This window comes from Treponema vincentii (assembly GCF_010365865.1).
Classification (GTDB): Bacteria; Spirochaetota; Spirochaetia; order Treponematales; family Treponemataceae; genus Treponema.
Genome location: NZ_CP048020.1, coordinates 1,597,947 through 1,621,227, shown reverse-complemented (window position 1 = coordinate 1,621,227; position 23,281 = coordinate 1,597,947). Strand labels below are relative to the sequence as shown.

The window sequence follows — 23,281 nt, the reverse complement described above, 5'->3', positions numbered from 1 at the left end:
GAGTTTACTTACACTCGCAAAACCTTCCGCCAGCCAGCAGAAAAAAATTCGGCAAGGGTATGCACAACTTCAAGCGCTTCATCCTGCGTGTAATCATGCAAAACCGTTTCAAAAATACAAGAAAAATAAGAATGGATGAGCATGTGCAGTTTTTTTCCATCAATCCGGCTGTATTTGATATGCTTTTTATCCAAAAATTCGTACATACGGTGTGTGTCTTGCAGTTCCCGTTCAACAAGCCGGTCGGTAAAATTGATATACGGTGTTCCATCCGCGCAGCACAAAAGGAGTTTGAACTCATCAAAATGCGCGTAAATGATGCGGACAAATGCTTCTATCGTTTCTGCCGAAATTGCCCAAATGTCTTCCGTGTTTCCCATACTCAGGCAATGAAAGCACTCATCCGCAGCGGTCTCGTATGTATCGTGAATACTCTTGACGGCAGGCTCTACCAAAGCCGAAAAGAGCGCTTCTTTGTCCTTAAAATGACGGTAAAACGCACCGGTCGTTACGCCCGCCTCACCACACAAATCCCGCAGGTTTGTACGTTCATAACCATTCCGCAAAAACATCTTTTTGCCGCTTTCTAAAATTCTTGTGTGGGTTGCTTCGTATGTTCCGCTTGCCATATCCGTAGTAGCCGCCCTCAAAAACTAACTTTAAGCTTTTAGAGCATCTCTCTTGTTATTGATAACTTTGTTAGCATTGTATGACAATGAGGCGGATGTGTCAATGGAAAATTTTATAATGCCGCTCAAAGGCGACTATGCCTTTGTTTCTCGCTTGTATATGCGGATGAGGTTGAGCGCTGTCTTGCGTATCATTTTCGGATTCTGCCGTATTAGTGATAGATTTTCTTCCTTCACCGGCAGAGCTTGTAAAAAAATCAACAAAAGGAAAAATAACACTCTCAATTGATTCTGATTGTATTAATTTTTTCAAAACAGAAGCAAAGAAAAATCATACAAAATATCAGACTATGATGAATGAAGTACTTTCTCAATATGCAAAGCATTATGCTGTAAATTGAATTATGGAATGAGACAATCACATAACATAGTTTTTCAAAGCTGACAAACCGGTCAAGCAGCTTGGCGGTTTAACACAAGGTTGAACGAGACGGCGAAAAAGGCGAATTGTCGCGATTTTATTATGAAGCTGACGAAAGAGTATGACACGGTTGCAGGTGAAGCGGGTTCTACACTTTCCGGCGAAAAACGGCAGCGGATTGCGATTGATTGCGCGGACGTTGCTGAAAGATGCGCGACACACACTGCGGGCTCTTGGATAGATACATAGTTTGCCGAGTGTGATGACGGCACTATCCAAGAGCTTTTTAAGCTATATCAGTTTAGGTTGAAAAGTATCGGTTTTTATGGTATTATCAGAAAAGGTCGAAAGGATGTTATACTTCTTGAGTTAAAATTTTAAATATATATGGCAATCTAAAGCAAGTGCTAAAAGATATATACATTGAATATATAGAAGTAGGAGCTGGATTGAATGTTAAATGAAAAGTTAATGGACTACTTTCATAAATATTTTATCGAAGAAAGAAAATATATAGATAAGATAGAAGCTGGTGATTTTAGTTCATATGAACCGTCTGGGTTTTCATATAAGCTTTTTTCAGATAAAAACAGCATTCTTATTCAGAAAATTATTCCTAATATTAGAGAAAACACTACCGAATATGAGAAAGATATTAAATATTCTTTTTTTAAATATTTAGATGAGCGCATATATGAAAATAATCAAAAAATAAAAGAAAAGAAAAAAAACTACAAAAGTAATTTATCTGAATTTAAAGATAATAACTTAAGATTAGGCATATTAATTAAACATTATCAAGAGAACATCGATATGTTCAACAAACTTAAAAAAGTTAATACTGTTATGGAAATAATTGTATACTATACTAATTATTTTGAAAAAATTAAAAGTAATGGATACCGTGATGAGGATGCTGATATCTATGCGTATTATAGAATTTTTGAGAACCTATATAGACTCTATAAATTGAAAAAAGAGCCTGAACTTGATTACATTTCTCCAAATAAATTAGAAAATATTTATTCAAATAACGGTATATCTTTATTTGAAAATGACAAAATGTATTCCCAATGGAATTTATTAACATTCAATCCGAAATATATGACAATAAAGGATCTTAATCCACCTAGAATATATGATAAAAGAATTAATTCATTGGTGTATCCGAAAAATATGGATTTAGAGTCTTTAAAATTAATAAAAAGCAGGATTGCTACTAAAGAAATTATTGACTTTTCATTTAGACCGAATTACTTTTCAGTGGGCGAAAATCAAGAAGATGGTGCTTATTCTATGGAAGAACTCGAATTTGGAAAGAAAATCGAATTATCTAATTTAGATAAAAATATTGTGTCAAAGTTATATTCTAAGAAATTTGATACGCTGTGGGTCAAAAAGGAAAATAATGAAATTATTTTTGAAGAGCTGCCAAATAAAGAACGGTATTATCATGATGATAGTATTGTTTTTACAAGAATGGTACATCTTGTATTTTTTCAAAATGAGTATTGCTATTTTATAAAGCATATAGATTATGAGCTGATATATTATTCTATAGATGAGTATATTGCTAGGTTGGATGATGTAAGGCAAAAAGGCACTATAAAGAAAAGAAACAAAATATTCAAAATAGATAATTCCCGTATACCATTATTAAAAGATAAGGATACTGATTTTTTAATACACATATTATATACATATTTTGAATTTGAAGAATTAATTACTGAATATTTTGAAAAAATTTAAAATTATAAGTAACTTATAAGACAATAATTAAAAGACTCGCAAAATTTTTGATTTGAAGATAAAAATTAAATATGAACAGTTAGCGATTATCAAAAAAATTCCTGTCATCAAAGACGCTATGCTATGTCTGTTTCTAATAGCAGACCATCCCATTCTGCCTTCAGATCTGTTTCCATCTCTTCAACATTAAGTGCATCTTTGTTATATAAAGCCCTTAATTCTTGGAAGCCTAAGTTAGCAAACTTAGTCCATGCAACCATATTGATGTGTAATGCAAAGGTCATCATATCTCCTCCAGAACGAATGGTCGCATCAGTAACATCCACTAAACATAAACAACCATGTCCAACAAGCAACATTCTTCTTAATTCTGGTTTATTACTGAGCTTTAACGGAATGCATTCTTTCCAAGGCAATTTATGATAATAATGTCGTTTAATACTCCAGAATAAACGAATTAAAACTTCATTCAGAGCAACTGGAATGGCTTGTGCTGCAGTAAATCTTGCATCATAACCGTTCGTATACATATTACTCGTAAACTGGGCCAATGTTTTTGTATCTTCTCCGACGTTTATTTTACCAAAATCACACAACTGGAAAAACTCAAAGAATGGTGCTGCAATTCCTGCACCAACCTTTCCTTCATGGCCTCTGGTGCCGGAACTTCCAGCTATGTCCGACATCATGTGTCCAAACCAATTTATAAATCCAAATAATAATTTCTGATAAAAACTATCACCTTGTAATCTAAATGTGGTTGAATTAGGTTCAAAGCGTTGAATCTTTCCTTCAGAAATAATTGTAACTTTCCCTGTAAATTGATCCAAAATCGAAAAGAAAAGTCCTGCCAAATCTGCACAATGTCCGAAGGATTTTAGGTGATGATCTTTAGGGTTAAACACAACATTGCCTTCTGCACCTTTCAAATCCTGTGCATATCGGGCATCATAAGGAACATTAAATCTCTTTTCCAAATAACCTATTGAACTTGCAATTCCATCAGGTTCTTTTTTAGGCACAGGTATTCCGTTAGGAGCAAAGTCTGTTGGTTTTGATATTTTACCCTCACCTATCAATTTATCAATCTTTTTTCTATCTGCTTTATAAACAACATTCGCAAACTTTTCTACAAGTTTATCAGCCTGTGAGTTTGTCCAATTGCCAAGTTTACTTTGACCTGGCATTCCTACAAAGAATGAATCAATTAAACCTGTTATAATACCACTCGTAGCTGCAAAAATGTAATCCCATGTATCACATTGAAGTTTTCCATGTAATTTATAATCATCATCAATTCTTTGAAGAATCTCTCTCTTTTCATCTGCAGAAAGTAAATCTTCAAAAGGATCTTTTGAGAAATCTATTTCATGGTTTTCAGCATAAGCATCAATATTTGATAAATATGAATCCCAGTCATCTCCAATTTCTACTGTATCGATTTTTTCAATGACCGGAATATTTACCTTTGGTTTATCTACCTTTATACTTTCAAGAATGGAATCAATTTCTGAGAAATCAATATCTTTGGTCAATGCTGATTCTATATCTATATTATTCTTCTTACATAAAGCTTCAGCTTGACCAATTAACTCATCAAGCTCAAAAGAAGCTCTTGTATGCATAGCATTCAATGCATCTAAACCTTCCTCTATCTGACCTGTAACTTGATTTAACTTATTAACTTGATCTTTCTGAACTTTTAATGCATTGCCTGCATTCTTGAAGAAATCTTTGAACATAAATTACATACCTAATGTACTCTTCAATGCACCAAGGCCCTTTTTAGCAAGACTTGTTCCTGCAGCAGTAATAGCTGTTGATAATTTAAAATATTCCAAAGTATTAAGAATCTGATAAAGTTTTTCGTAATATTCGGTTTCTTTAGAATAATCGATTTTATAAACCTTTACTTTCTTCTGTGTATCGCCACTCTTTACAGTTTCCTCTGTTTCAGGATACATCTGATAGACAAATGGACGGAGTTTTTGTTTTGTAGGTTCTGATGTAAGTTCATCAAATCTTGTTTTATCAAGTTTTGTTGGGAGCTTAGCAATTATAGATTCCTTTGCATTTACAAGCAGATTCTGTGAAGAAATATTTGAAGCATCAATGAATGTCTGAAGAAGTTTCTTTAGTTTTGTAATTTTTTCTTCATCATCTACCTGATTTTCCAAAGCCTGAATTAATTCACCTGAGATATAATTAACATCCTCAATCAGGTAATTAATTGATTTCTGGAGGTTTTTAATAACCCCCTGAATGAGCATTTCACGAACTTTATTATTTTCAAGATCTTTAGCACCAGTAAGTTTTTTTACGCCATTGTAGGCAAGAAGACCAGTAATAATTACAACTCCAATACCTGTAACCATGCTCGAGAAACCAAGCATTCCCCCCATACCAAGAGTTGCGAGTCCTGATGTAATACCAGCAGCACTAAAACCAACTGTTCCGGAGAAATAAAGTGCAGCAAGAGGTACTCCGACAGAAGCGCCTTTAGCAGCTATTTCTTTAATTGATTTTTCAATTTCTGTATCTGACTTACGTTTTGCAATAATATCTTCATCATTCTGAATAGATTGTATTATTACAGAAATCTGATCAGATGTAACATTCAATTTTTTTGCTGTATCACATATAAAATCATTGCGTTTCCATGCATCAAGACCATTGCCCTTTACATGATTTATATACACCAAATCTTTTACAATAGACTTCATAAGTGCATCGCGGCTTCCTTCCGGAACATTTTCATTCAGAATACTGACTAAGTTATCTATTGAATCTTTCTCAGAATCACCAATTATATACGCCCTGACAGTCATTCTATCTTCGTTTGAATAATCATTACGAACCATTATGCTATAGATTTCAGAGTATTCTCTTGAATCAATGATTCCATCATCAGAAAGTGCATAATTACAAATTATTTTTATATATGCTTGTTTGATAACACTTTCACAGTCTGAAAGTGGAAGAACCTGATTTGTATTCTTAAAAACATCAACTGTTCCTTCTGAATCAGTAGATGAGCCTTCTTCGATTATTTCAGTGATTATCTTTGCAAGAAGCTTCAAATCATAAATATCATGCTTGTTATATAATTCAGAACCATCTTTACCTTTAATCAAAAGAGTTTTTGTTTCAGTAACACTACCATCATCTTTCTTTGTTTTTGTTATTTTTTCTTGTGCTGAACCAATATCTTCATATTTAATTTGAATTGAACTTCCCAAAGTTCCTTTGAAGAATAACGAGTCTCCTGTAAATAGCACACCTGCTTTGCAACTATTTAACAAACTTGTATCCAAAACGGCAATTACAACATCAGGATCTGCTTTAGACTCAGAAATACTTATTACAGCATTATTAAGATATTTTTCTGGAATATCAGGAGCAACAAATACTCTTGAACTCAATTTTGAAGCTTCACATTTAACAATACTTACAACAGACATTTACGTCCCCCCTATCATTTAATTTGCATTATATTATACATCAATATTTACGAAATTATCCGGAAATGATCTTTTTTATTTATGAATTTAGATTACCATCCTTATTACAAAAATAAAACATCGTAAGACAAATATATCCAAATCTCCCTCTACAGACAAATTTCCGTTTGTTTGCATAATTTCCATCAAGCGACAAAGTCGCTTAATTTTCCCTCTCTTATCCAGCGCAGTACATTGTACACATAACATTGTTTTAAACCGCAGCGGGTTTATTCCGTTTGTCGGCTTTGAAAACGGCATTAGGCATTTTTAAGATAACGTAAATTCCTCTATTATTAAAAAAACAGCATCTTTTAAATTTCTTACCAGATCCACGTGGGTATAAATCATTTCTACATAATACCATAAAAACCAATAATTTACAACCTAAAATCACGGAATCAATTTTTACCTAATACGGCTAATAAATCGTACGAGTTCATAAGAGCGCGGAATATAATACCATTCAAAGACAGCTGTGCCATTGCTTCTCGCTTGTATATGCAGATGAGGTTGAGCGCTATCTTGCGCAGCATCAGATGGGTGGAAACAAAAACTTTCCATATTATATGATACGTTGTCTAATTATTGCAGCGCTCTGGTTTTGCCGTATACTATTCATTCGCTCAGTACATAGACAAGTCATAGAGCAACGTTTGCAGTGCTCGGGAAAAATGTAACCTCAGCCCGGCACACTTTTCCCCCGCTTTTGCATTTCAATGAAAGCCTGTTCTAAATCAATACTTCCCCCTATCCTTTCTCCCCATTCATTTTCCGTTGAAAAACAACAATCGCAAGCACAAAGATAACCACCGTATAGCCCATCACAACAGCCAAATGAGAAAAGACCTGATCGAAATTGCCGCTTAAGGTTGCCCGTATCGCTTCAACACTATGATAAAACGGCAGGATATGTGTTATCGTTTTAAAAGCGCCGCCTATTAAATCGACCGGAATAAATACTCCTGATAGCCATCCGGCAACATTTGTTAGCAAGGCTCCGCAAACACCGCCGACCGCCTTCTCATTCATCAGGCTGCCGAAAAGCAACCCTGACCCCACGAACAGCAGAGAGGTCAACGCTGTTACAATAACCGCACACAGGAAGTACACCGTTATTTCAAGCCCAAAAGCTTTCGCCGCCACTAAGGTTATCGCCACCTGCACTATTGTCATAGCGAGCATAGGCAACGTGTAGCCCAAAATAAAATCTACGGACGTCATCGGAGACGTAAACAAGCGCATTAAAAAAGATGAGGTACGGTCTTTTGACAGCAGCATCCCCGCAAATAACGCCATAAATACGCTCCCGAACATCGCCAAGCCGGGGGCAAGATTGCTTATTTCAAACATCGGATTTCCGGCTTCAGGCGGAATGGATCCATTGATAATGGACAGAAGCACCAACAGTACGAGCGGAAATCCCAGACCGAAAAAGAAATTGACGGGATCCCGCAAAACTTCTTTTGCATTTCTTCTTGCAAATAACAGTATTCTCATAACTCACCTCCCGAAAGCGCAACAAAGGCATCTTCCAATTTAGCAGTACCTGTTTGTGCCGTTAATTCCGCTACCGTCCCAATCGCTTTCAACGTGCCCTTTGCCATTATTCCCACACGGTCGGACAGCGTTTCAACTTCATCCATATAATGCGTTGTCAGAATGATCGTCACTTTTCCTTTTAATTCTCTAATGGATGCCCATAACTCACGGCGCGCCAGCACATCAAGCCCGAGCGTCGGTTCATCGAGAAATAAAATCTGCGGCTCGGAAATCAGCGCCATCGCAATAGAAAGACGCCGCTGCATCCCTCCCGATAAGCGTGTTGCTTTTTTATTCAATTCATGCTCCAACTTGAATTTTTGAGCCATCTCGTACGCATTTTTCTTTGCGGTTTTATCGTCTTGCCCGTAAATTCCCGCAATCAGTTCCAAGTTCTCTAAAACCGACAAATTCGCAGCTACCGCCGTTTCCTGCGGTGAAATATTGATTTTTTCCTTTATCGCGCTGGGCTCTGAAACAATACTATTCCCAAGCAACACGGCATCCCCGCTCGTAGGCTTTATCAGACAAGAAAGCATTTTAATGGTTGTAGTTTTTCCCGCTCCGTTCACCCCAAGTAAGGCAAATAATTCCCCCTGCTCAACAGTCAAATTCAGATTATCTACAGCAGCAACATCGCCGTATTTTTTTGTCAGCCGGTCGGTTACAATGGCACTCATTTTTCCCCCTCCTCCGGTTCATTTTGATTAAAAATAGTCTCCATAAAATGTGCAAACATATTTTTAGGCGGGATCGCGATACCTTTCTCTATATCTGCCAAGACAATCAACGTATCTCCGGGATTAATGCCAAACACATCCCGCGCTTCTTTCGGAATAACAAACTGCCCCTTCTCTCCAACCTTAACCGTCCACGCATATTTTCCCTCCGGATGCTTCATTTTCCTCCTCCTCATTTCAAGTATGATCAGTGCAATAAGTATGATTAGTATGACAAAAATTACTTATGATGTCAAGGAGTCGCATTAATCAAGGTAAGTTGCATCAATAGATCAAAAAGTACTTACCGGAACGCTCTGCTTTATCATTCTTTCGAAATTTTTATGGAGGTTCCCCTCACTGCGTTCGGGTCGCTACGTCCGCTGTTCCGCTTTCGCTCCATTCCTCCACTTCGTTTCCGTACGGACAAGGATGTCCGTGATGTGAGTCAGAAGCGAGTTTAGGCGTTAGCCTAAACTCGAAGCTCAAGAATGTGCAAGGACGCACATTCTTGAGCGTAGCTCCCATCGCTAACCCTTGTGTACTTGCCGGTAAAATATCTTATGCGACAGTGCCTTTGCGTGTACGTACAGCGTAAACAACTCGCCCGCCTGCGTAGTGTTTTTAAGCTATTCACAAATTGCGGATATCTGCAGAATATAATAGAAGCTTGTACCAGGGACGGCATAAAAGATGTTATACGAGATATTTTGTGTTTCACAAAACTCGTGCCCATTCCCGCAAATCTTGCTGCTTTTTCCCCCCAATCGGAATCGATCCCCCTCGTCTCATTAATGCAAAATATGGTATACTTGTGTCGGATAGACAGATGCTATTTGAATGGGACAAGAATAAACTCAACAAAAGACCAGTAAACTCTAGTTCCGCATTTAAGCTGCCGTGAGAATATTCGACAGAAGACTATCATGTTATGTAGGTATGATATATTTTAATGTATTACTGGTAAGGAAAGGCTTATGGATATTTGTTTTTATTCAGTAAAAGATTTATTAGGAATGCATTTTCATATACCAAGTTATCAACGCGGTTATAGATGGACAGAAGAAGAAGTGTTAGCCTTATTAAAAGATTTATCGGAATATGCAGATTCAAAAAAATGCGCAAAAAATGATAGTAAGTTTTATTGTTTGCAGCCATTAGTAGTAAAAAGACAGGATTCAAAATATGAAGTTATAGATGGACAACAAAGACTTACAACTATTTTTTTAATATTAAAAGCATTAGAACAATATGCTAAAGATGCATTAGATGTAGAAGGTTATACTCTAATACCTCCGGATTATACAACCAGAACTAATTGTGAAACTTTTTTTAAGACGGAATCATTTAAGACATCATCCGATGAAAACCTTGATTTTTTACATATTTCTAATGCATATACAACTATAATAAAATGGTTAGACTCACCAAGAAAGAAAAATGATATTTTTGATATTCTATCAGGTGAAACATTTAACGCTCAATTTATTTGGTATGAAATTGATGAAAATGAAAATTCTTACGAAGTATTTAGAAGACTTAATTCAGGAAAATTATCACTGACAAATTCAGAACTTGTAAAAGCATTAATCCTTAATGATGAAGATAAAGACGAAAGTTTTAACCAAGAAGATGTGGCAAGAGAATGGGAGAATATCGAAAATCAACTAGAAAATGATGATTTGTGGTACTTTATCAATTCAAATCCTGAAGCAACAAAATACGAATCAACCCGTATGGATTTTTTACTCGAAACCATACTTTTAAAAAATAACATTAATTTGAAAGATAATTATTTTATTTTTTCAGAATTCAATGAAAAAATTAAAAAAGATGGTTGGAAGAATGTTTGGGAAGAAATTAAATCTGTCTATCGAACAATACAAACGTGGTACAATGACAGAAAACTTTATCACTATATTGGATTTCTTATAAATGCACGAGGCAATTCAAAAGTAAGTGTAAGCGAGCTTCTAAAGCATTATGATGAAGAAACCAAAGATACGTTCTTTGATTGGATAAAAGAACGCTGTAAGAAAACTGTTATGGACAATAATAAGAAATCTGATTTTTCTAAGCTGCTCTACGGAAAAGATAATGATAAAATACATAATATTTTACTTTTATTTAATATAGCAACAACTCAAAATCAAATAAGTGAAACATCCCGCTATCCATTTAAAAAACATTTTGAAGCTGCAAAGAATTTATGGTCTTTGGAACATATCCACGCACAAAATGAGCGTCAAAAACGTTGGTCTGAAGAAGAAATAGCACAATTAAAAAGAGATATATCTAACATTGCAAGTTTATCAAATAATATGGAAAAAGGAAAACTTACAGAATTTTCAGAATATATAGACTCTGAAAACTTAAAAGATGAAGAAGTCTATCGTTCCATGATGGCTGTTTTTATGGGGATTCCTATAAAAATTGAAAAGGACGAAAATAATTCAATACTATCTGTATATTCTGATTTCGAAAGAGATGATACTTTGATGAATCTTGCATTATTACAAGCTGACAAGAATGCCTCTTTCAATAATAAAACTTTCCTTGAAAAAAGACGTATCCTTGCAACATATGAAAATGCAGTCACAGAAACGCAATTCGTTCCTATCTGCACCAGGAATGCTTTTTTCAAACATTATTCGCCTGATGCAGCAAATCCATTAGTTTGGGATAGAAAAGCCGGTATGGATTATGTAAAAGCTATGATGAATGTAATCGGCAATTTTATCGAGGCAAAACCATTTTATACCTTTGATCATTCTAATTCTGAAGAAATATCTTTTGGATTGCTCGAAAGTAAGCGTAAGGAGAATTAAAATATGAATGATATTTATACTTTTATAAAACTCTTAGAAGAATATAAAATAGTAATTCCAGTTATGCAACGCTCATATGCGGAAGGTAGAAATACAAAACATGCAGAAGATGTTCGGAAATCAATAATAGAAACAATTATTTCTTCTGCTTTGCAGAACAAACCTCTGTTTTTTGACTTTGTATATGGTAATATTAGTCAAGATGAAAAAAAGTTTATTCCATTTGATGGTCAACAACGGTTAACTACATTGTTTTTATTTCATCGATATGTATATGAAAAAGCAAAGGAACCGTTAGACATATTAAAAAAATTTAGCTATGAGACACGGCCGTCTGCAAAAGAATTTCTTGAAAAGATATGTATCAATACTATCATACCTTCTAACAAGGAAAATATCATACCATTTAATGAGGAAACCCTATCGAAGTTTGTAATTAATCAAAATTGGTTTTTTGATGATTGGAAGAAAGATCCGACAATTTCCTCAATTCTGACAGTACTCGATGAAATTCATAATCAGTTTCTGAAACTTCAAAGTCCGGATTATAGTAAGATTATGAGTCTTCTAAAAGATACGGAGTTAATCTCCTTTCACTTCGTTAACATGCAATTAAACCAGTTGCCTAACAATACGTATGTTAAGATGAATGCCAGGGGAAAAACTCTAACAGGTTTTGAAAACTTCAAAGCTAGTTTGGAAGAGTATTTAAAGAAATCTGATAATTCATTATATCGAACATTTAGAAACAACATAGATTCAAAATGGCTGGATTTAATGTTCTCCAAAACAAAACCCTGCTTACCGGATTCTCTTTTTATGTCCTTTTTTAATAGGCATTTTATTAATGTATGGAATTTCTATAAAAAAAATGAACCTAGCATAGAAGAGAAATCTATCTATGATAAAGTTAATTCCGATTTAGTTGCTTTCCCATTGATTGACACTTTTATCTCATGGTCGGTATACGAAAAAATATTGAATACTGCCGCAATTAAAAATACGATACACCCAATCTTTAATTTGTTAACGACCTTAGTTAATAATTCAATTGAAAAACAAATTAAGCCTTATCAAACATGGGATTTTTATGGATGTGATAAAAATGATACATATCCGGCCAGAGTTACATTTTTTGCATTGCTTTTATATTTTGAAGAAGATAACTATCAGAAAACATCATTTTCTCATTGGATGAGAGTCGTGTTCAACATTATTGAAAACCAAACTATTGATAGTATGGATTCATATTTATACGCTTTACGGTTCTTTTCTGAATTGGGAGTTCATAGCCATGACATTTATACATTCCTCGCTGATGATTCAAAGGGAATTAACTCAGGTTTTGCTAAAGAACAAGTCTCAGAAGAACGGTTAAAGGCAAAAAAGATTCTTGAATCAGGAAAATGGGAAAAAGCTATAATTTTAGCAGAACATTATGAAATTTTACTTGGAAAAGTAAATGTTCTCTTTCAAGCGGGCGAAAAAACTTCCCTTGAGGTTTTTAATACTAGATTCAATTTATTAAAAGCAATGTATAAAAACAATGACCCTTATCATATTATTAAAGTGCTTCTTTCGTATTATGATGAAGCAATTCCCAACGGAAAAATTTCATTGAAGCACACAAAAGAAAACATTAAACAGTTAGTAACTAAAACATTTTTCAATGAATTTCAGAAAATTACCTCAGATAAGATAAATACTTCAATCACTCAGAAATGGATAAAAGAATTATCAACAACTACACTTCTTAATATAAGCCGATCGGATGGACAAATTGTAGGTAAGTATGGAAAGAAGGTTGTGCTCTGGGGAACTACAGGATGCGTCTGGAAAGTTTTTGGAAACGATGTTCGGGGAAATATACTTTTAGGAGAAGAGAAAAGAAATCTTCTTTTAAAAAGTCTAAAATTACCTAATGCTTATTTTACAACCGATTATTCTAGCAAAGATTATATCTTTTATTCCGGATGGGAAACATATTTTAAGTATGATAATTGCTTCTTTTCTTGGTGGCCGGATGACGATAAAAAAATCTATGATGTTTATATAATGACGGATGACTGGGGAGATTATAAAAAAAGGAAAAAGGTTTTAATGAATAAAACAAATACGGATGCAGATGAATACTTTGCATTTAATACAACAGACGAAATGATCAAACATCCGGAATTATTTGCCGAAGCCTTAAAAAATCTCATTTCAGAATCTAATAAAGCTTAAAGTTGTTTAAATTCGCTTTATTTCATTTCAACCGAGTTCCCGCAGAACGCTTGTCTTTTGCAGCCCTCGCAGCGGGCGCACGTCCGGACGCTGTCGAATTGTTCGACGGTGTTTTTACAAAGTTACGGTTGCTAGATAAAACACCGGAGTCGAGGTTGCCGGTATTTACGGCTTTCATGCCGAGTCCGATAAGATTGGAAGAACCTAAGTAGGTGGTTTTCAGATCAAAGACGATGATTTTGAAGTGGACTCTTTGACGAAGAATGTGTTGAAAAATGCTGAACATACTTTCACTGTGTTTTATTACTCTTACTCATAATTGACAGTACTTTTTTGATTCAAAGCTACTGCTTGACATAACATACGAACAGCTGTAGATTGTATGCTAGAGGTAACTATATGCCGTTATTACAAGTAAGAGAATGTCCTGAAGATATTTATAAAAAATTTCATATACTGCCAAAGCTGAAAATCGAACGATAGCATTTGTGAAAAATTATCCATAGAAGTTTGTAACTAGAAACCATACTCAGGAACCCCTCAAGACTATCGGAGAGTAATAGTGTGATCAATTTTAAAAACGTCTCTTTTTCCTACAGCGGGGAACACGGTACCGGAGACGGCGTATCCGAAATAGACCTTACCATAAAAGACGGCGAATTTGTCGTATTATGCGGCGAGTCGGGCTGCGGCAAGACCACCGTTACACGGCTGATAAACGGGCTTGCTCCTCATTTTTATGAAGGTGAAATGAGCGGTTCCGTGATGATCGGCGATGTGTGCGTAAACACGGAAAACTTATCCGATATTGCAGCGCTCACCGGAAGCGTTTTTCAAAATCCAAAGAGCCAATTCTTTAACCTTGACACCACCGGCGAGCTTGTATTCGGCTGCGAAAATCTCGGCATCCCAAGGGAGCAGATTCAACAGCGCCTCGAAAAAACAAAACGCGACTTGCAGCTCGATAATTTGATGGACAGGGATATTTTTGAACTGTCGGGAGGAGAAAAGCAGCAAATTGCCTGCGCCTCCTGCTATACCGCAGACCCTCAAGTCTTTGTGCTGGATGAGCCGTCCTCTAATTTGGATAAACGGGCAATTCAGCGGCTGCACCGGATGCTGGTAAAAATCAAAGCAGCGGGAAAGACCGTTGTTATTGCAGAGCATCGGCTCTATTACCTGATGGATGTAGCAGACCGCTTTATCTATATGCGCAGCGGAAAGATCGAGCGTATTTTTACACGGGACGAAATGAAAGCGCTCAGCGAATCCGATTTAACCGCGCTGGGCTTGCGCCTCACGAATATGCAGTCCCTCGCCGTGCTTGCACGGAAAGAGGATGCGGCGCGAGAAACGCCGGTCAAAGGCAGTACACCGCCCGAAACCCAACCCGTGTCAAAGCCCGCGCTTGAAGCGCTCGATGTAACTTGCGGCTACGGCTCTACCCGTGTGCTCGATATAGAGCGGCTCGCGCTGCCCGAACATTCGATTGTGGCGCTCATCGGTGATAACGGATCGGGCAAAAGCACTTTTGCGCAAGCGTTCGCGGGGTTGATTCCTTCAAACGGGAGCATCGCAGTCGGCGGCGCGTATTTGACGGCGGAGGAGCGTAGCAAACACAGTTTTATGGTGATGCAGGACGTCAACCGGCAGCTCTTTGCCGACAGCGTGTTGGAAGAAGTGATGATGAACACCGGCGCTTCCGCAGCTGATGCCGAAGAGGTATTGGCGCGGCTCGGTATCCTCGAACTGAAAGACCGGCACCCGGCCTCGTTATCGGGTGGTCAAAAACAGCGGACGGCAATTGCTTCCGCACTCTGTGCAAAAAAAGGTGTGCTGATTTTTGATGAGCCGACCAGCGGACTTGACCGCCGCGGTATGGAACGCTTCGGCTTTCTGTTACGCGATCTGCAGACAAGCGCCGCCATTTCGCTCGTTATTACGCACGACCCCGAATTGATTATGAGCTGCTGCACGCACATTCTCCATATCGAAAACGGCAGGGTCTTAGCTTTCTATCCTTTGAATAAAGCAGGCATCGAACGGGTTTCTTCCTATTTCTTGCAGGAAAGCGATGAAAACACGAGCCGGAAACGGGACAAGCAAAGCTCTATCTCCAAGATTTTGCAGTACGCAGGGGCGCACCGCCGCACGATATATCAAGCGGCGCTCTGTATGACACTCGGAGCAGCGGCGAGTATTATCCCGTATCTTTTGGTATACACCATCCTTGAGCAGGTCTTAAACGGTTCGGTTCCGACCTTAGCCGGAAGCGGGAAAATGCTTGCGGGTATCCTGCTTACGGAAATCGTATACGCGGTTTTTTATATGTACGGCTTTCAGCTTTCGCACCGTGCGGCCTACAACACGCTGGAAAACATACGCCGTTTTTTGCAGGAAAACTTGGAGCGCAAGCCGCTCGGAAAAGTGAGGGAGATGGGCAGCGGAGCTATCAAAAAGCTGTTTACCGATGACATTGAATCGATAGAACTCCTTTTGGCGCACATGATCCCCGAAGGGATTGCCAATCTCACCGTTGCCGTGTTTGCGCTTGTAACCATCCTCGTTATAGACTGGCAGCTTGCACTGCTTACCTGTGTTGTCATTGCGCTGGGCATCAGTGTTTCGGGACAGATGTACCGTGTCGGTGTCGAGCAGATGGGCAGTTACTTTGCCGCAGCAAAGCGGCTGAACAATACCATTATCGAATATGTAAACGGTATGGAGGTTGTTCGCGTGTTTAACCGGCAGGATGAATTCGGCGAACGATTTGCTTCTTCCGTTACTGCGTACCGCGACTTTGCGCTGTCATGGTACAAGGTTTCATTCCCGTGGATGGCTCTATACGGCAGTTTATTTTCAAACATTTTACTATACAGCCTGCCTTTCGGCACACTGCTTATCTTGCTCGGTCAACTGACCCTTGCCCGCTACATTTTGACAATTTGTCTTTCTTTCGGTATCGCACCGCTCCTGCTCCGCTGCATGAGTTTTATCGGCGCCGTACCGCAAGCAAGTTATAAAATTCAGGCGTTGGAAAAGGCATTTGATTACCCGGAACTTAAAGCAGGAACGGCGCCGTTTTCCGGCATGGGGCACGACATCGAGTTCCGCAATGTTCGGTTTGCATACAAGGATTTGGAAGTTCTGAAAGATGTTTCCTTTACGGCGCAAGAGCGGCAGATGACTGCTTTAGTCGGAGCAAGCGGCAGCGGAAAAAGCACGGCGGCAAAGCTCTTAGTGCATTATTACGATGTTTCGGGCGGCGGGGTGTTAATCGGCGGACAGAATATCCGTGACATGAGCTTAGAAGCGCTCAACGAACAGATTGCCTACGTTTCTCAGGATGTATTCCTTTTTAACAAGAGCATTGCCGACAATATCCGAATCGGGAAAAAAGGCGCAACCGATGAGGAGATTATTGCCGCAGCAAAAAAAGCGCAGGCGGATGAGTTTATCCGCGAACTGCCGGACGGGTACGCAACGCTTGCAGGAGAAGCAGGCAGTAAACTTTCAGGCGGGCAGCGGCAGCGGATTGCCTTTGCACGGGCAATACTTAAAGATGCTCCGATTGTTATTTTGGATGAGGCAACCGCCTTTATCGATCCTGAAAACGAGCAAAAGATGAATCAGGCAATATCCGAAATCGTGCGGGATAAAACCGTTATCGTCATCGCTCATAAAATGAAGTCCATTATGAGCGCCAACCGCATTATCGTGCTCAAAGATGGACGTATCGCTGCTTCCGGCTGTCATGCGGAACTTATTAAAACCAGCCCGGAATACCAAAACCTCTGGCGTATCTCGGAAGAAACCGCAGACTGGACGGTACGGGGGAAGTAAGAGGGGAGTAACCCTAGGGGCTGTCCAAAAACTAACCAACTTTTGAGACATCCCCTGGCTACCGTGAAAACGGTGTAAGAACGGATTGATATGTACCATTTTTTTAATATTTGGTACATATCTTGATTACATGTCCCAAAAAAGACTATAATTGGGACATGTCGGAATTGCCAAAATTGCCGGTTGATCCTAAAAAGACCGAAACAATTACTATCCTCAAAGCAGAAAGCAAAGCATCTAAAGCGCTTGCCGAGCTTAAAGGTATTGCACAGGTGATTCCGAATCAGTTTATTCTTATTAATGCCGTTGTGCTTCAAGAGTCTCAAGACAGTTCAGAGATTGAAAATATCATTACCACGAAAGATGAGCTCTATAAAGCTCTTTCCGAAACGGTAAAAAAAGTTGATTCTGCTACAAAAGAGGTTATGTTCTACAGAGAAGCCTTATACGCAGGTTTTGCAGAACTAAAAAAACATCATTTTATTTCTATAAATGATATCATAAATATTCAAGAACAGCTTGTTCAAAATGATGCGGGAATCAGAACTGTACCCGGCACAAAGCTGATGAATGACCGTAGGAATGAAGTTGTCTATATTCCGCCGCAGACAAAAGAAGAAATTGACGGACTCTTAAAAAACTTTACTGAGTATTTAAACAACGATGATGATTCTCTGACAAAACTTGCAATACTTCACCATCAATTTGAAAGCATCCATCCTTTTTATGATGGAAATGGACGAACCGGAAGAATTGTAAATATCCTTTATTTGATTTTAAAGCATCATCTTGATTTTCCAATTCTCTATTTAAGTTCATATATCATCAAAAATAAAGAACAATACTACGAACTTTTGCAAAAAGTCCGTACGGAAGAAGCGTGGGAAAAATGGATTGTTTTTATCCTTAAAGGAATAGAAGAGACAGCCGCAGAAACAATTCAAAAGGTAAAAGCGATAAAGGAACTGTTAGATAGCACAATCGAAAAAGTAAAATCGGAAGCTCCGAAAATTTATTCCAAAGAACTGGTAGAAACCCTTTTTGAAAATCCCTATTGCAAAACTGAGTTCATTGTAAAAACGCTAGGGGTAGAACGGAAAGCTGCCTCCCGTTACCTGCATCAACTAGAAGCTATCGGTGTTCTTACCTGTATAAAGGTTGGAAAAGACAATCTGTTTATAAATACCGGCTTGATGGATATACTGAAAGAATAGTAATTGTCTGAGCTTTGTGTTATAAAATTATAAAATGTTGGGGCGCCGATGCGGAGCCGAAGAAGGAAGCTCTCTATGATTGCGATGGTTCATCAGTTACTCGTATTTACCGGCACGTACGCTCGGAAAATCCGATTGGCATATCTGTTTACTTTTTTAAAAGCGGTTGCAGCAAATGCGCCGCTGATGGTTGCCGTAAAACTTATCGACATGCTTATCAAAGGTGAAGCCGACATTAAAACGGCAATCTATGCGGCAGCGGTCATGCTGCTTTTGCTGGCTATTCAGGCAATCTGTCAAAATATCGCAGACCGGCTGCAAGCGGGAGCGGGATATAAGGTCTTTGCAGAAAAGCGGCTTGAGCTTGGGCGGCATCTGCGCCGGCTGCCGATGGGATACTTTACTGCGGGGAATATCGGAAAAATCAGTTCGGTGCTGTCTGCCGATATGGTCTTTATCGAGGAGCAGGCGATGGCGGCTGTTTCGGAGGTTACAAGCAGCATCGCGGCGCAGATCATTTTGACAGGGTTCCTGTTTGCGCTGCATCCGCTGTTCGGAGCTGTTGCCATTGCGACGGAGCTTACGGCAATTCTTTTCGCGCAGCCGATGATCCGGCTTTCCGCCCGTAATTCAAAGCTGCGCCAAAAAAGCATCGAAGCATTGACCGGCGCCGTGTTGGAATATACGGAAGGGCTCGGCGTAATTAAAAGCTATAACCTCACCGGAGCGGGTGCGGAAGATATCAGAGCCAGCTTTGCGCGCATGAAAGAAGCGAGCTTGTCTTTTGAAGAAGAATATTCCCCCAAGGAGCGGACTCTGCTGATCATTTACAGTCTTGGTATGACCGCAATACTTGCTTTAAACATTTGGTTGTTTCAACACGGAGCTCTGTCAAGCACCGTATTTGTCGGCTGTATGCTGTTTGCCTTCAATCTTTTTACGCCGCTCAAACAGCTCTATCAAAAAACCGGCATTCTGGCGATCATGCAAGCTGCGCTGAATCGTGTGAACGAAGTATTTAACGAACGGGAGCTTGAGGATACGGGAACCGAGTCTTTGCCGCAAACAGCCGATACGGAAATAACATTCAAAAATGTGTCGTTTGACTACGGAGATAAAGAAGTGCTGCATAACCTGTCGTTCAGCATCGACCAAGGGCAGATGGCGGCCTTTGTCGGGCAGTCCGGCGGCGGGAAAAGCACGATTATGAATATACTGGCACGGTTCTGGGATATATCGAAGGGCGAAATCCTCTTACGGGGAAAAAACATCAAAGAGCTTCCGCTGACGGTATTAATGGATCATATCAGTATGGTGTTTCAGCGGGTCTATCTGTTTGAGGACACGATTGCAAATAACATCGCGATGGGGCGTCCTCATGCGGATAGAGAAGCGGTGATCGAAGCGGCGAAAAAAGCGCAGTGTTATGATTTTATCATGCGACTTCCGTACGGATTCGATACCGTTATCGGTGAAGGTGGTGCCTCTCTTTCGGGCGGAGAAGCCCAGCGTATTTCGATTGCACGGAGTATTCTCAAAGACGCGCCGCTCATCATCTTGGATGAAGCCACCGCGAGTATCGATGCCGATAACGAGCAGGCAATACAGAAAGCTTTGAGTGAATTATGCCGCGGAAAAACCACACTGGTTATTGCCCATCGGCTGGAAACCGTCCGCGAAGCAGACCGTATTTTTGTCATTGATGGCGGAGAACTCAAAGAGCAAGGTACCCATGATGAACTGATCAAAGAGCATGGGCTCTATTACCGCATGACGCAAGCCCATAATGACGCTACATCGTGGCAAGAAGGAGCGTAAGAATGAGCGGAACCGGATCAAAAATATGCGGACTCATCCTGATTATCATCAGCATTTTTTTGCTGCTTGGAGGGTTGTATCTTCCGGCAGCCGTTATTCCCGTTTGGATACTGCGAGGATTAGATATCGCCGGTCTGATCTTACTTGCCGTCGGTATCGTTATGTATAAGGTGCTTAAAAGGTAAAGAACCGGCGCTTTCACAGTTTATGCCGGAGTGTTCGCAGATGAAGTGAACCGACAATCGCACCTATTGACAATTCTTATGGAAATTTTATACTAAAACAGTAAACAATGTTTACTGTTTTTTTCATCATGGTATCTGCAAAACAACGGAACTAGTGTTGCAGGTCATTTATAAGAGGTTCATACTATGAAACTTGAAGGGATGCATCTATTCTTTAAGAAGATCGCAGAGTTTCAATTAAAATACCGCTGGCTTTGTTTAGCTCTGCTTGCAGCAGTAACGGTTGCGGGGCTTATAGGCGTAAAAAGCTTTAAGGTAGGCTCGGCGGATGAAGACGAGTTTTTAACCGTAAAAGAAAGCACAAAAAAGAATGATGCACGGTTTAAGGAGCTGTTCGGCAGTAACGATTCGATTGTGCTGCTCTTTGAATCAGATGATGTATTTAAGCCGGAGGTGCTCCAAGCGATTAAAGATATCGGCACCGATCTTTTGGAAAAAGTACCGTATGCGGATTCCATTACTTCGATTACCGATACGGATATTACCGTTGGTACGGACGAAGGCATAGAAATTACCAATCCGTTTCGAGACGGTATTCCTTCCGATCCTGCTGATCTACAAAAAGCGAAGGATTTTATTCTTTCACGTAAGTCGATTGTTAATAAGCTCGTAACACAGGATGCGACGGAAACATGGCTGGTACTGTCGCTCAAGGCGACGCCACCTGAAGAGGTGTGGAGTAAAACTTCGACAAAGGCTCCGATGTACGTTATCGGAGAAGCTGCAATCGATATTGTAACCGACCCTAAATATCACAGCGCTGCGTACACAATAAAACCTGCGGGGCTCCCCTATACCGAAACGGAAGAAAAAGTCGTGATGGGACACGAGACCACAAAAAGCGTGGGCTTGAGTTTTCTCTGTATGATTATCTTGCTCATCATATTTACCCGCTCGCTGCGCGGAACGATCGTACCGCTATTCGCAACCTTCTTCGGTATTACTACGGTGCTCGGCTTTATGGGCTTTTTGCATATTTCGGGAAAGTCGGAGATGATGTCGGTGCCGATTGTGCTTGCGATGGCGCTTTCGGTCGGTTACTCGATTCACCTCGTCAATTCATTTAAAACAAGCTTTTATGAACTCGGCAAACGAAAAGAGGCTGTTATCGCTTCGATTGAAAATACCGGTTGGCCGCTCTTTTTTACTGTCGTTACTACCGTTGTTTCGGTGCTGTCGTTTTTAACGACTGACCTTAAGCCGATGCGCTGGATGGGGGCAGCAAGCGCCGCGATGGTATTTGCCGTGTATGTCTATGTCAGCGTTCTCATTCCCATTCTGATGAGCTTCGGAAAAGATATTGAGGCCGGTAAAGATTCGGCAAATACCCACAATGCAAAAGCTGCACGTGCCCAAAAATTGGATGCACGGTTTGAACGCTTCGGGCGTACTGTTATCAAAAGACGCAAAGCAATCATCACTGCATTTACGCTCATCACTGCAGCTTGTATTCCGGCGTTGTTCAAAATCGATGTCAACATGGACAATTTTAAATTTATGGGTTTGCGCATTCCGTATATCAGGCGCATCTATGAAATTACGCAGTCGCAGCTCGGTTCCTATTTTAGTTACAATATTATGCTCACCTTTGATGAAGATGATGCAGTCAAAAATCCCGATGTGCTTAAAAAACTCGATAAACTGAGCACACTCATCGGGACGTTCAGATTAACAAAAATGAATAACGGTGTGCCGAAGATATTCTCGATTTTGGATATTGTCAAAGAGATGAATCAAACGATGCACTCCGACGATCCTGCGTTTTACACAATCCCCGATGACGAAGACTTGCTTGCGCAGCTCTTGTTCTTGTACGAAATTTCAGGCGGGCAAACATCGCGTTGGGTTGACGAAGAGTTCCGTACGCTTCGTATGTCGATTGATGTTGCCTCGTATGATGCGAACGAGCTTGCGGCAAATCTGAAAACTATCGAACAAACATGTGCGGAACTGTTTCCGCAGGCGGACTGTCATCTAATCGGAGCTGCCGTGCAATTTGCGGAATTGAACAACAAAATCGTATTCGGCGAATTGTATTCTTTTTTTACTTCGCTTGTTGCGATTGCAATTTTGATGATGCTCGTATTCGGCAGTGTGAAAATGGGACTCATCGGGCTTATCCCAAATATCTTTCCCGTTCTTGTCATCGGTGCGATTATGGGCTATCTCGGTATTTCGCTCGACCTTATGACGATGGCGATTATGCCGATGATCCTCGGGATTGCCGTTGATGACACTATTCACTTCACCAACCACGCAAAGTATCTTTTTGGAAAAGAAAAATCGTATGACCGCGCTATTTTCGGGACGTTCTATTCCATCGGAAAAACGCTTGCAATGACCACGATCATTTTGTCTGCCACATTTTTAGTATATCTTACGTGTAATATTGCAGCAATTTTACGTCTCGGTGTATTGGCCGCTGTCGGTCTCATGTCCGCTCTCGCCGCCGACTATTTGATGACACCGGTACTGATTTACATAAGCAAACCGTTTGGGAAAGAGGAAAAATAATGGGTAATGCGATAATTGGTAATTGGTAATTAA

General features: G+C 39.5%; 17 protein-coding genes. 10 read left to right on the top strand and 7 right to left on the bottom strand.

Annotation, left to right across the window (positions count from 1 at the left end):
- Positions 1-8: 8 nt before the first annotated feature.
- Positions 9-629 (bottom strand): TetR/AcrR family transcriptional regulator, encoded by a 621-nt coding sequence (locus GWP43_RS07540; RefSeq protein ID WP_162663655.1) that lies wholly within the window; start codon positions 627-629, stop codon positions 9-11.
- Positions 630-844: 215 nt separating this feature from the next.
- Here GWP43_RS07540 and GWP43_RS07535 point away from each other — a divergent pair, with 215 nt between their 5' ends.
- The 3 genes from GWP43_RS07535 (at position 845) to GWP43_RS07525 (ending at position 2,799) form a co-directional block, all read left to right on the top strand.
- Positions 845-1,030, top strand: a complete 186-nt coding sequence (locus tag GWP43_RS07535) for a BrnA antitoxin family protein (protein WP_203232389.1) — start codon at positions 845-847, stop codon at positions 1,028-1,030.
- 122 nt (positions 1,031-1,152) lie between these two features.
- Positions 1,153-1,299: a hypothetical protein gene (locus GWP43_RS07530; RefSeq protein WP_162663654.1), complete on the top strand. Its 147-nt coding sequence runs from the start codon at positions 1,153-1,155 to the stop codon at positions 1,297-1,299.
- A 204-nt stretch (positions 1,300-1,503) separates the two neighbouring features.
- Positions 1,504-2,799, top strand: a complete 1,296-nt coding sequence (locus GWP43_RS07525; RefSeq protein ID WP_162663653.1) for a hypothetical protein — start codon at positions 1,504-1,506, stop codon at positions 2,797-2,799.
- A gap of 116 nt (positions 2,800-2,915) precedes the next feature.
- Here the strand turns inward: GWP43_RS07525 and GWP43_RS07520 are convergent, their stop codons facing one another.
- The 5 genes from GWP43_RS07520 to GWP43_RS07500 form a co-directional block, all read right to left on the bottom strand.
- Complete coding sequence (locus GWP43_RS07520; RefSeq protein ID WP_162663652.1) at positions 2,916-4,541, bottom strand: hypothetical protein; 1,626 nt, start codon at positions 4,539-4,541, stop codon at positions 2,916-2,918.
- A gap of 3 nt (positions 4,542-4,544) precedes the next feature.
- The gene (locus GWP43_RS07515; RefSeq protein WP_162663651.1) at positions 4,545-6,260 is read right to left on the bottom strand and encodes a hypothetical protein; all 1,716 of its coding nucleotides are present in this window, start codon (positions 6,258-6,260) and stop codon (positions 4,545-4,547) included.
- Positions 6,261-7,049: 789 nt separating this feature from the next.
- The gene (locus tag GWP43_RS07510) at positions 7,050-7,799 is read right to left on the bottom strand and encodes an ABC transporter permease (protein ID WP_162663650.1); all 750 of its coding nucleotides are present in this window, start codon (positions 7,797-7,799) and stop codon (positions 7,050-7,052) included.
- Positions 7,796-8,521: an ABC transporter ATP-binding protein gene (locus GWP43_RS07505; RefSeq protein ID WP_162663649.1), complete on the bottom strand. Its 726-nt coding sequence runs from the start codon at positions 8,519-8,521 to the stop codon at positions 7,796-7,798. Before GWP43_RS07505 ends, GWP43_RS07510 begins: the two co-directional genes overlap by 4 nt.
- The gene (locus GWP43_RS07500; RefSeq protein ID WP_016518554.1) at positions 8,518-8,742 is read right to left on the bottom strand and encodes an AbrB/MazE/SpoVT family DNA-binding domain-containing protein; all 225 of its coding nucleotides are present in this window, start codon (positions 8,740-8,742) and stop codon (positions 8,518-8,520) included. The genes GWP43_RS07505 and GWP43_RS07500 overlap by 4 nt, the downstream gene beginning before the upstream one ends.
- Before the next feature lie 795 nt (positions 8,743-9,537).
- Between GWP43_RS07500 and GWP43_RS07495 the strand changes: the two genes are divergently transcribed.
- Together GWP43_RS07495 and GWP43_RS07490 are read left to right on the top strand one after the other, a co-directional pair.
- Positions 9,538-11,388: a DUF262 domain-containing protein gene (locus tag GWP43_RS07495; RefSeq protein ID WP_162663648.1), complete on the top strand. Its 1,851-nt coding sequence runs from the start codon at positions 9,538-9,540 to the stop codon at positions 11,386-11,388.
- 3 nt (positions 11,389-11,391) lie between these two features.
- Positions 11,392-13,614, top strand: coding sequence for a DUF262 domain-containing protein (locus tag GWP43_RS07490; RefSeq protein ID WP_162663647.1), 2,223 nt, complete (start codon positions 11,392-11,394; stop codon positions 13,612-13,614).
- Positions 13,615-13,636: 22 nt separating this feature from the next.
- Here the strand turns inward: GWP43_RS07490 and GWP43_RS07485 are convergent, their stop codons facing one another.
- Complete coding sequence (locus GWP43_RS07485) at positions 13,637-13,900, bottom strand: phospholipase D-like domain-containing protein (protein ID WP_162663646.1); 264 nt, start codon at positions 13,898-13,900, stop codon at positions 13,637-13,639.
- A 278-nt stretch (positions 13,901-14,178) separates the two neighbouring features.
- Here GWP43_RS07485 and GWP43_RS07480 point away from each other — a divergent pair, with 278 nt between their 5' ends.
- The 5 genes from GWP43_RS07480 (at position 14,179) to GWP43_RS07460 (ending at position 23,248) form a co-directional block, all read left to right on the top strand.
- Positions 14,179-17,457 (top strand): energy-coupling factor transporter ATPase, encoded by a 3,279-nt coding sequence (locus GWP43_RS07480; protein WP_162663645.1) that lies wholly within the window; start codon positions 14,179-14,181, stop codon positions 17,455-17,457.
- 158 nt (positions 17,458-17,615) lie between these two features.
- Positions 17,616-18,671, top strand: coding sequence for a Fic family protein (locus GWP43_RS07475; RefSeq protein WP_162663644.1), 1,056 nt, complete (start codon positions 17,616-17,618; stop codon positions 18,669-18,671).
- 75 nt (positions 18,672-18,746) lie between these two features.
- Entirely contained in the window at positions 18,747-20,489 is a 1,743-nt protein-coding gene (locus GWP43_RS07470) for an ABC transporter ATP-binding protein (protein ID WP_162663643.1), read from the top strand.
- A 2-nt stretch (positions 20,490-20,491) separates the two neighbouring features.
- A complete protein-coding gene (locus GWP43_RS07465) occupies positions 20,492-20,674 on the top strand; it encodes a hypothetical protein (RefSeq protein WP_162663642.1) in 183 nt (60 codons plus the stop codon).
- 186 nt (positions 20,675-20,860) lie between these two features.
- The gene (locus GWP43_RS07460; protein WP_162663641.1) at positions 20,861-23,248 is read left to right on the top strand and encodes an efflux RND transporter permease subunit; all 2,388 of its coding nucleotides are present in this window, start codon (positions 20,861-20,863) and stop codon (positions 23,246-23,248) included.
- Positions 23,249-23,281: the final 33 nt, after the last annotated feature.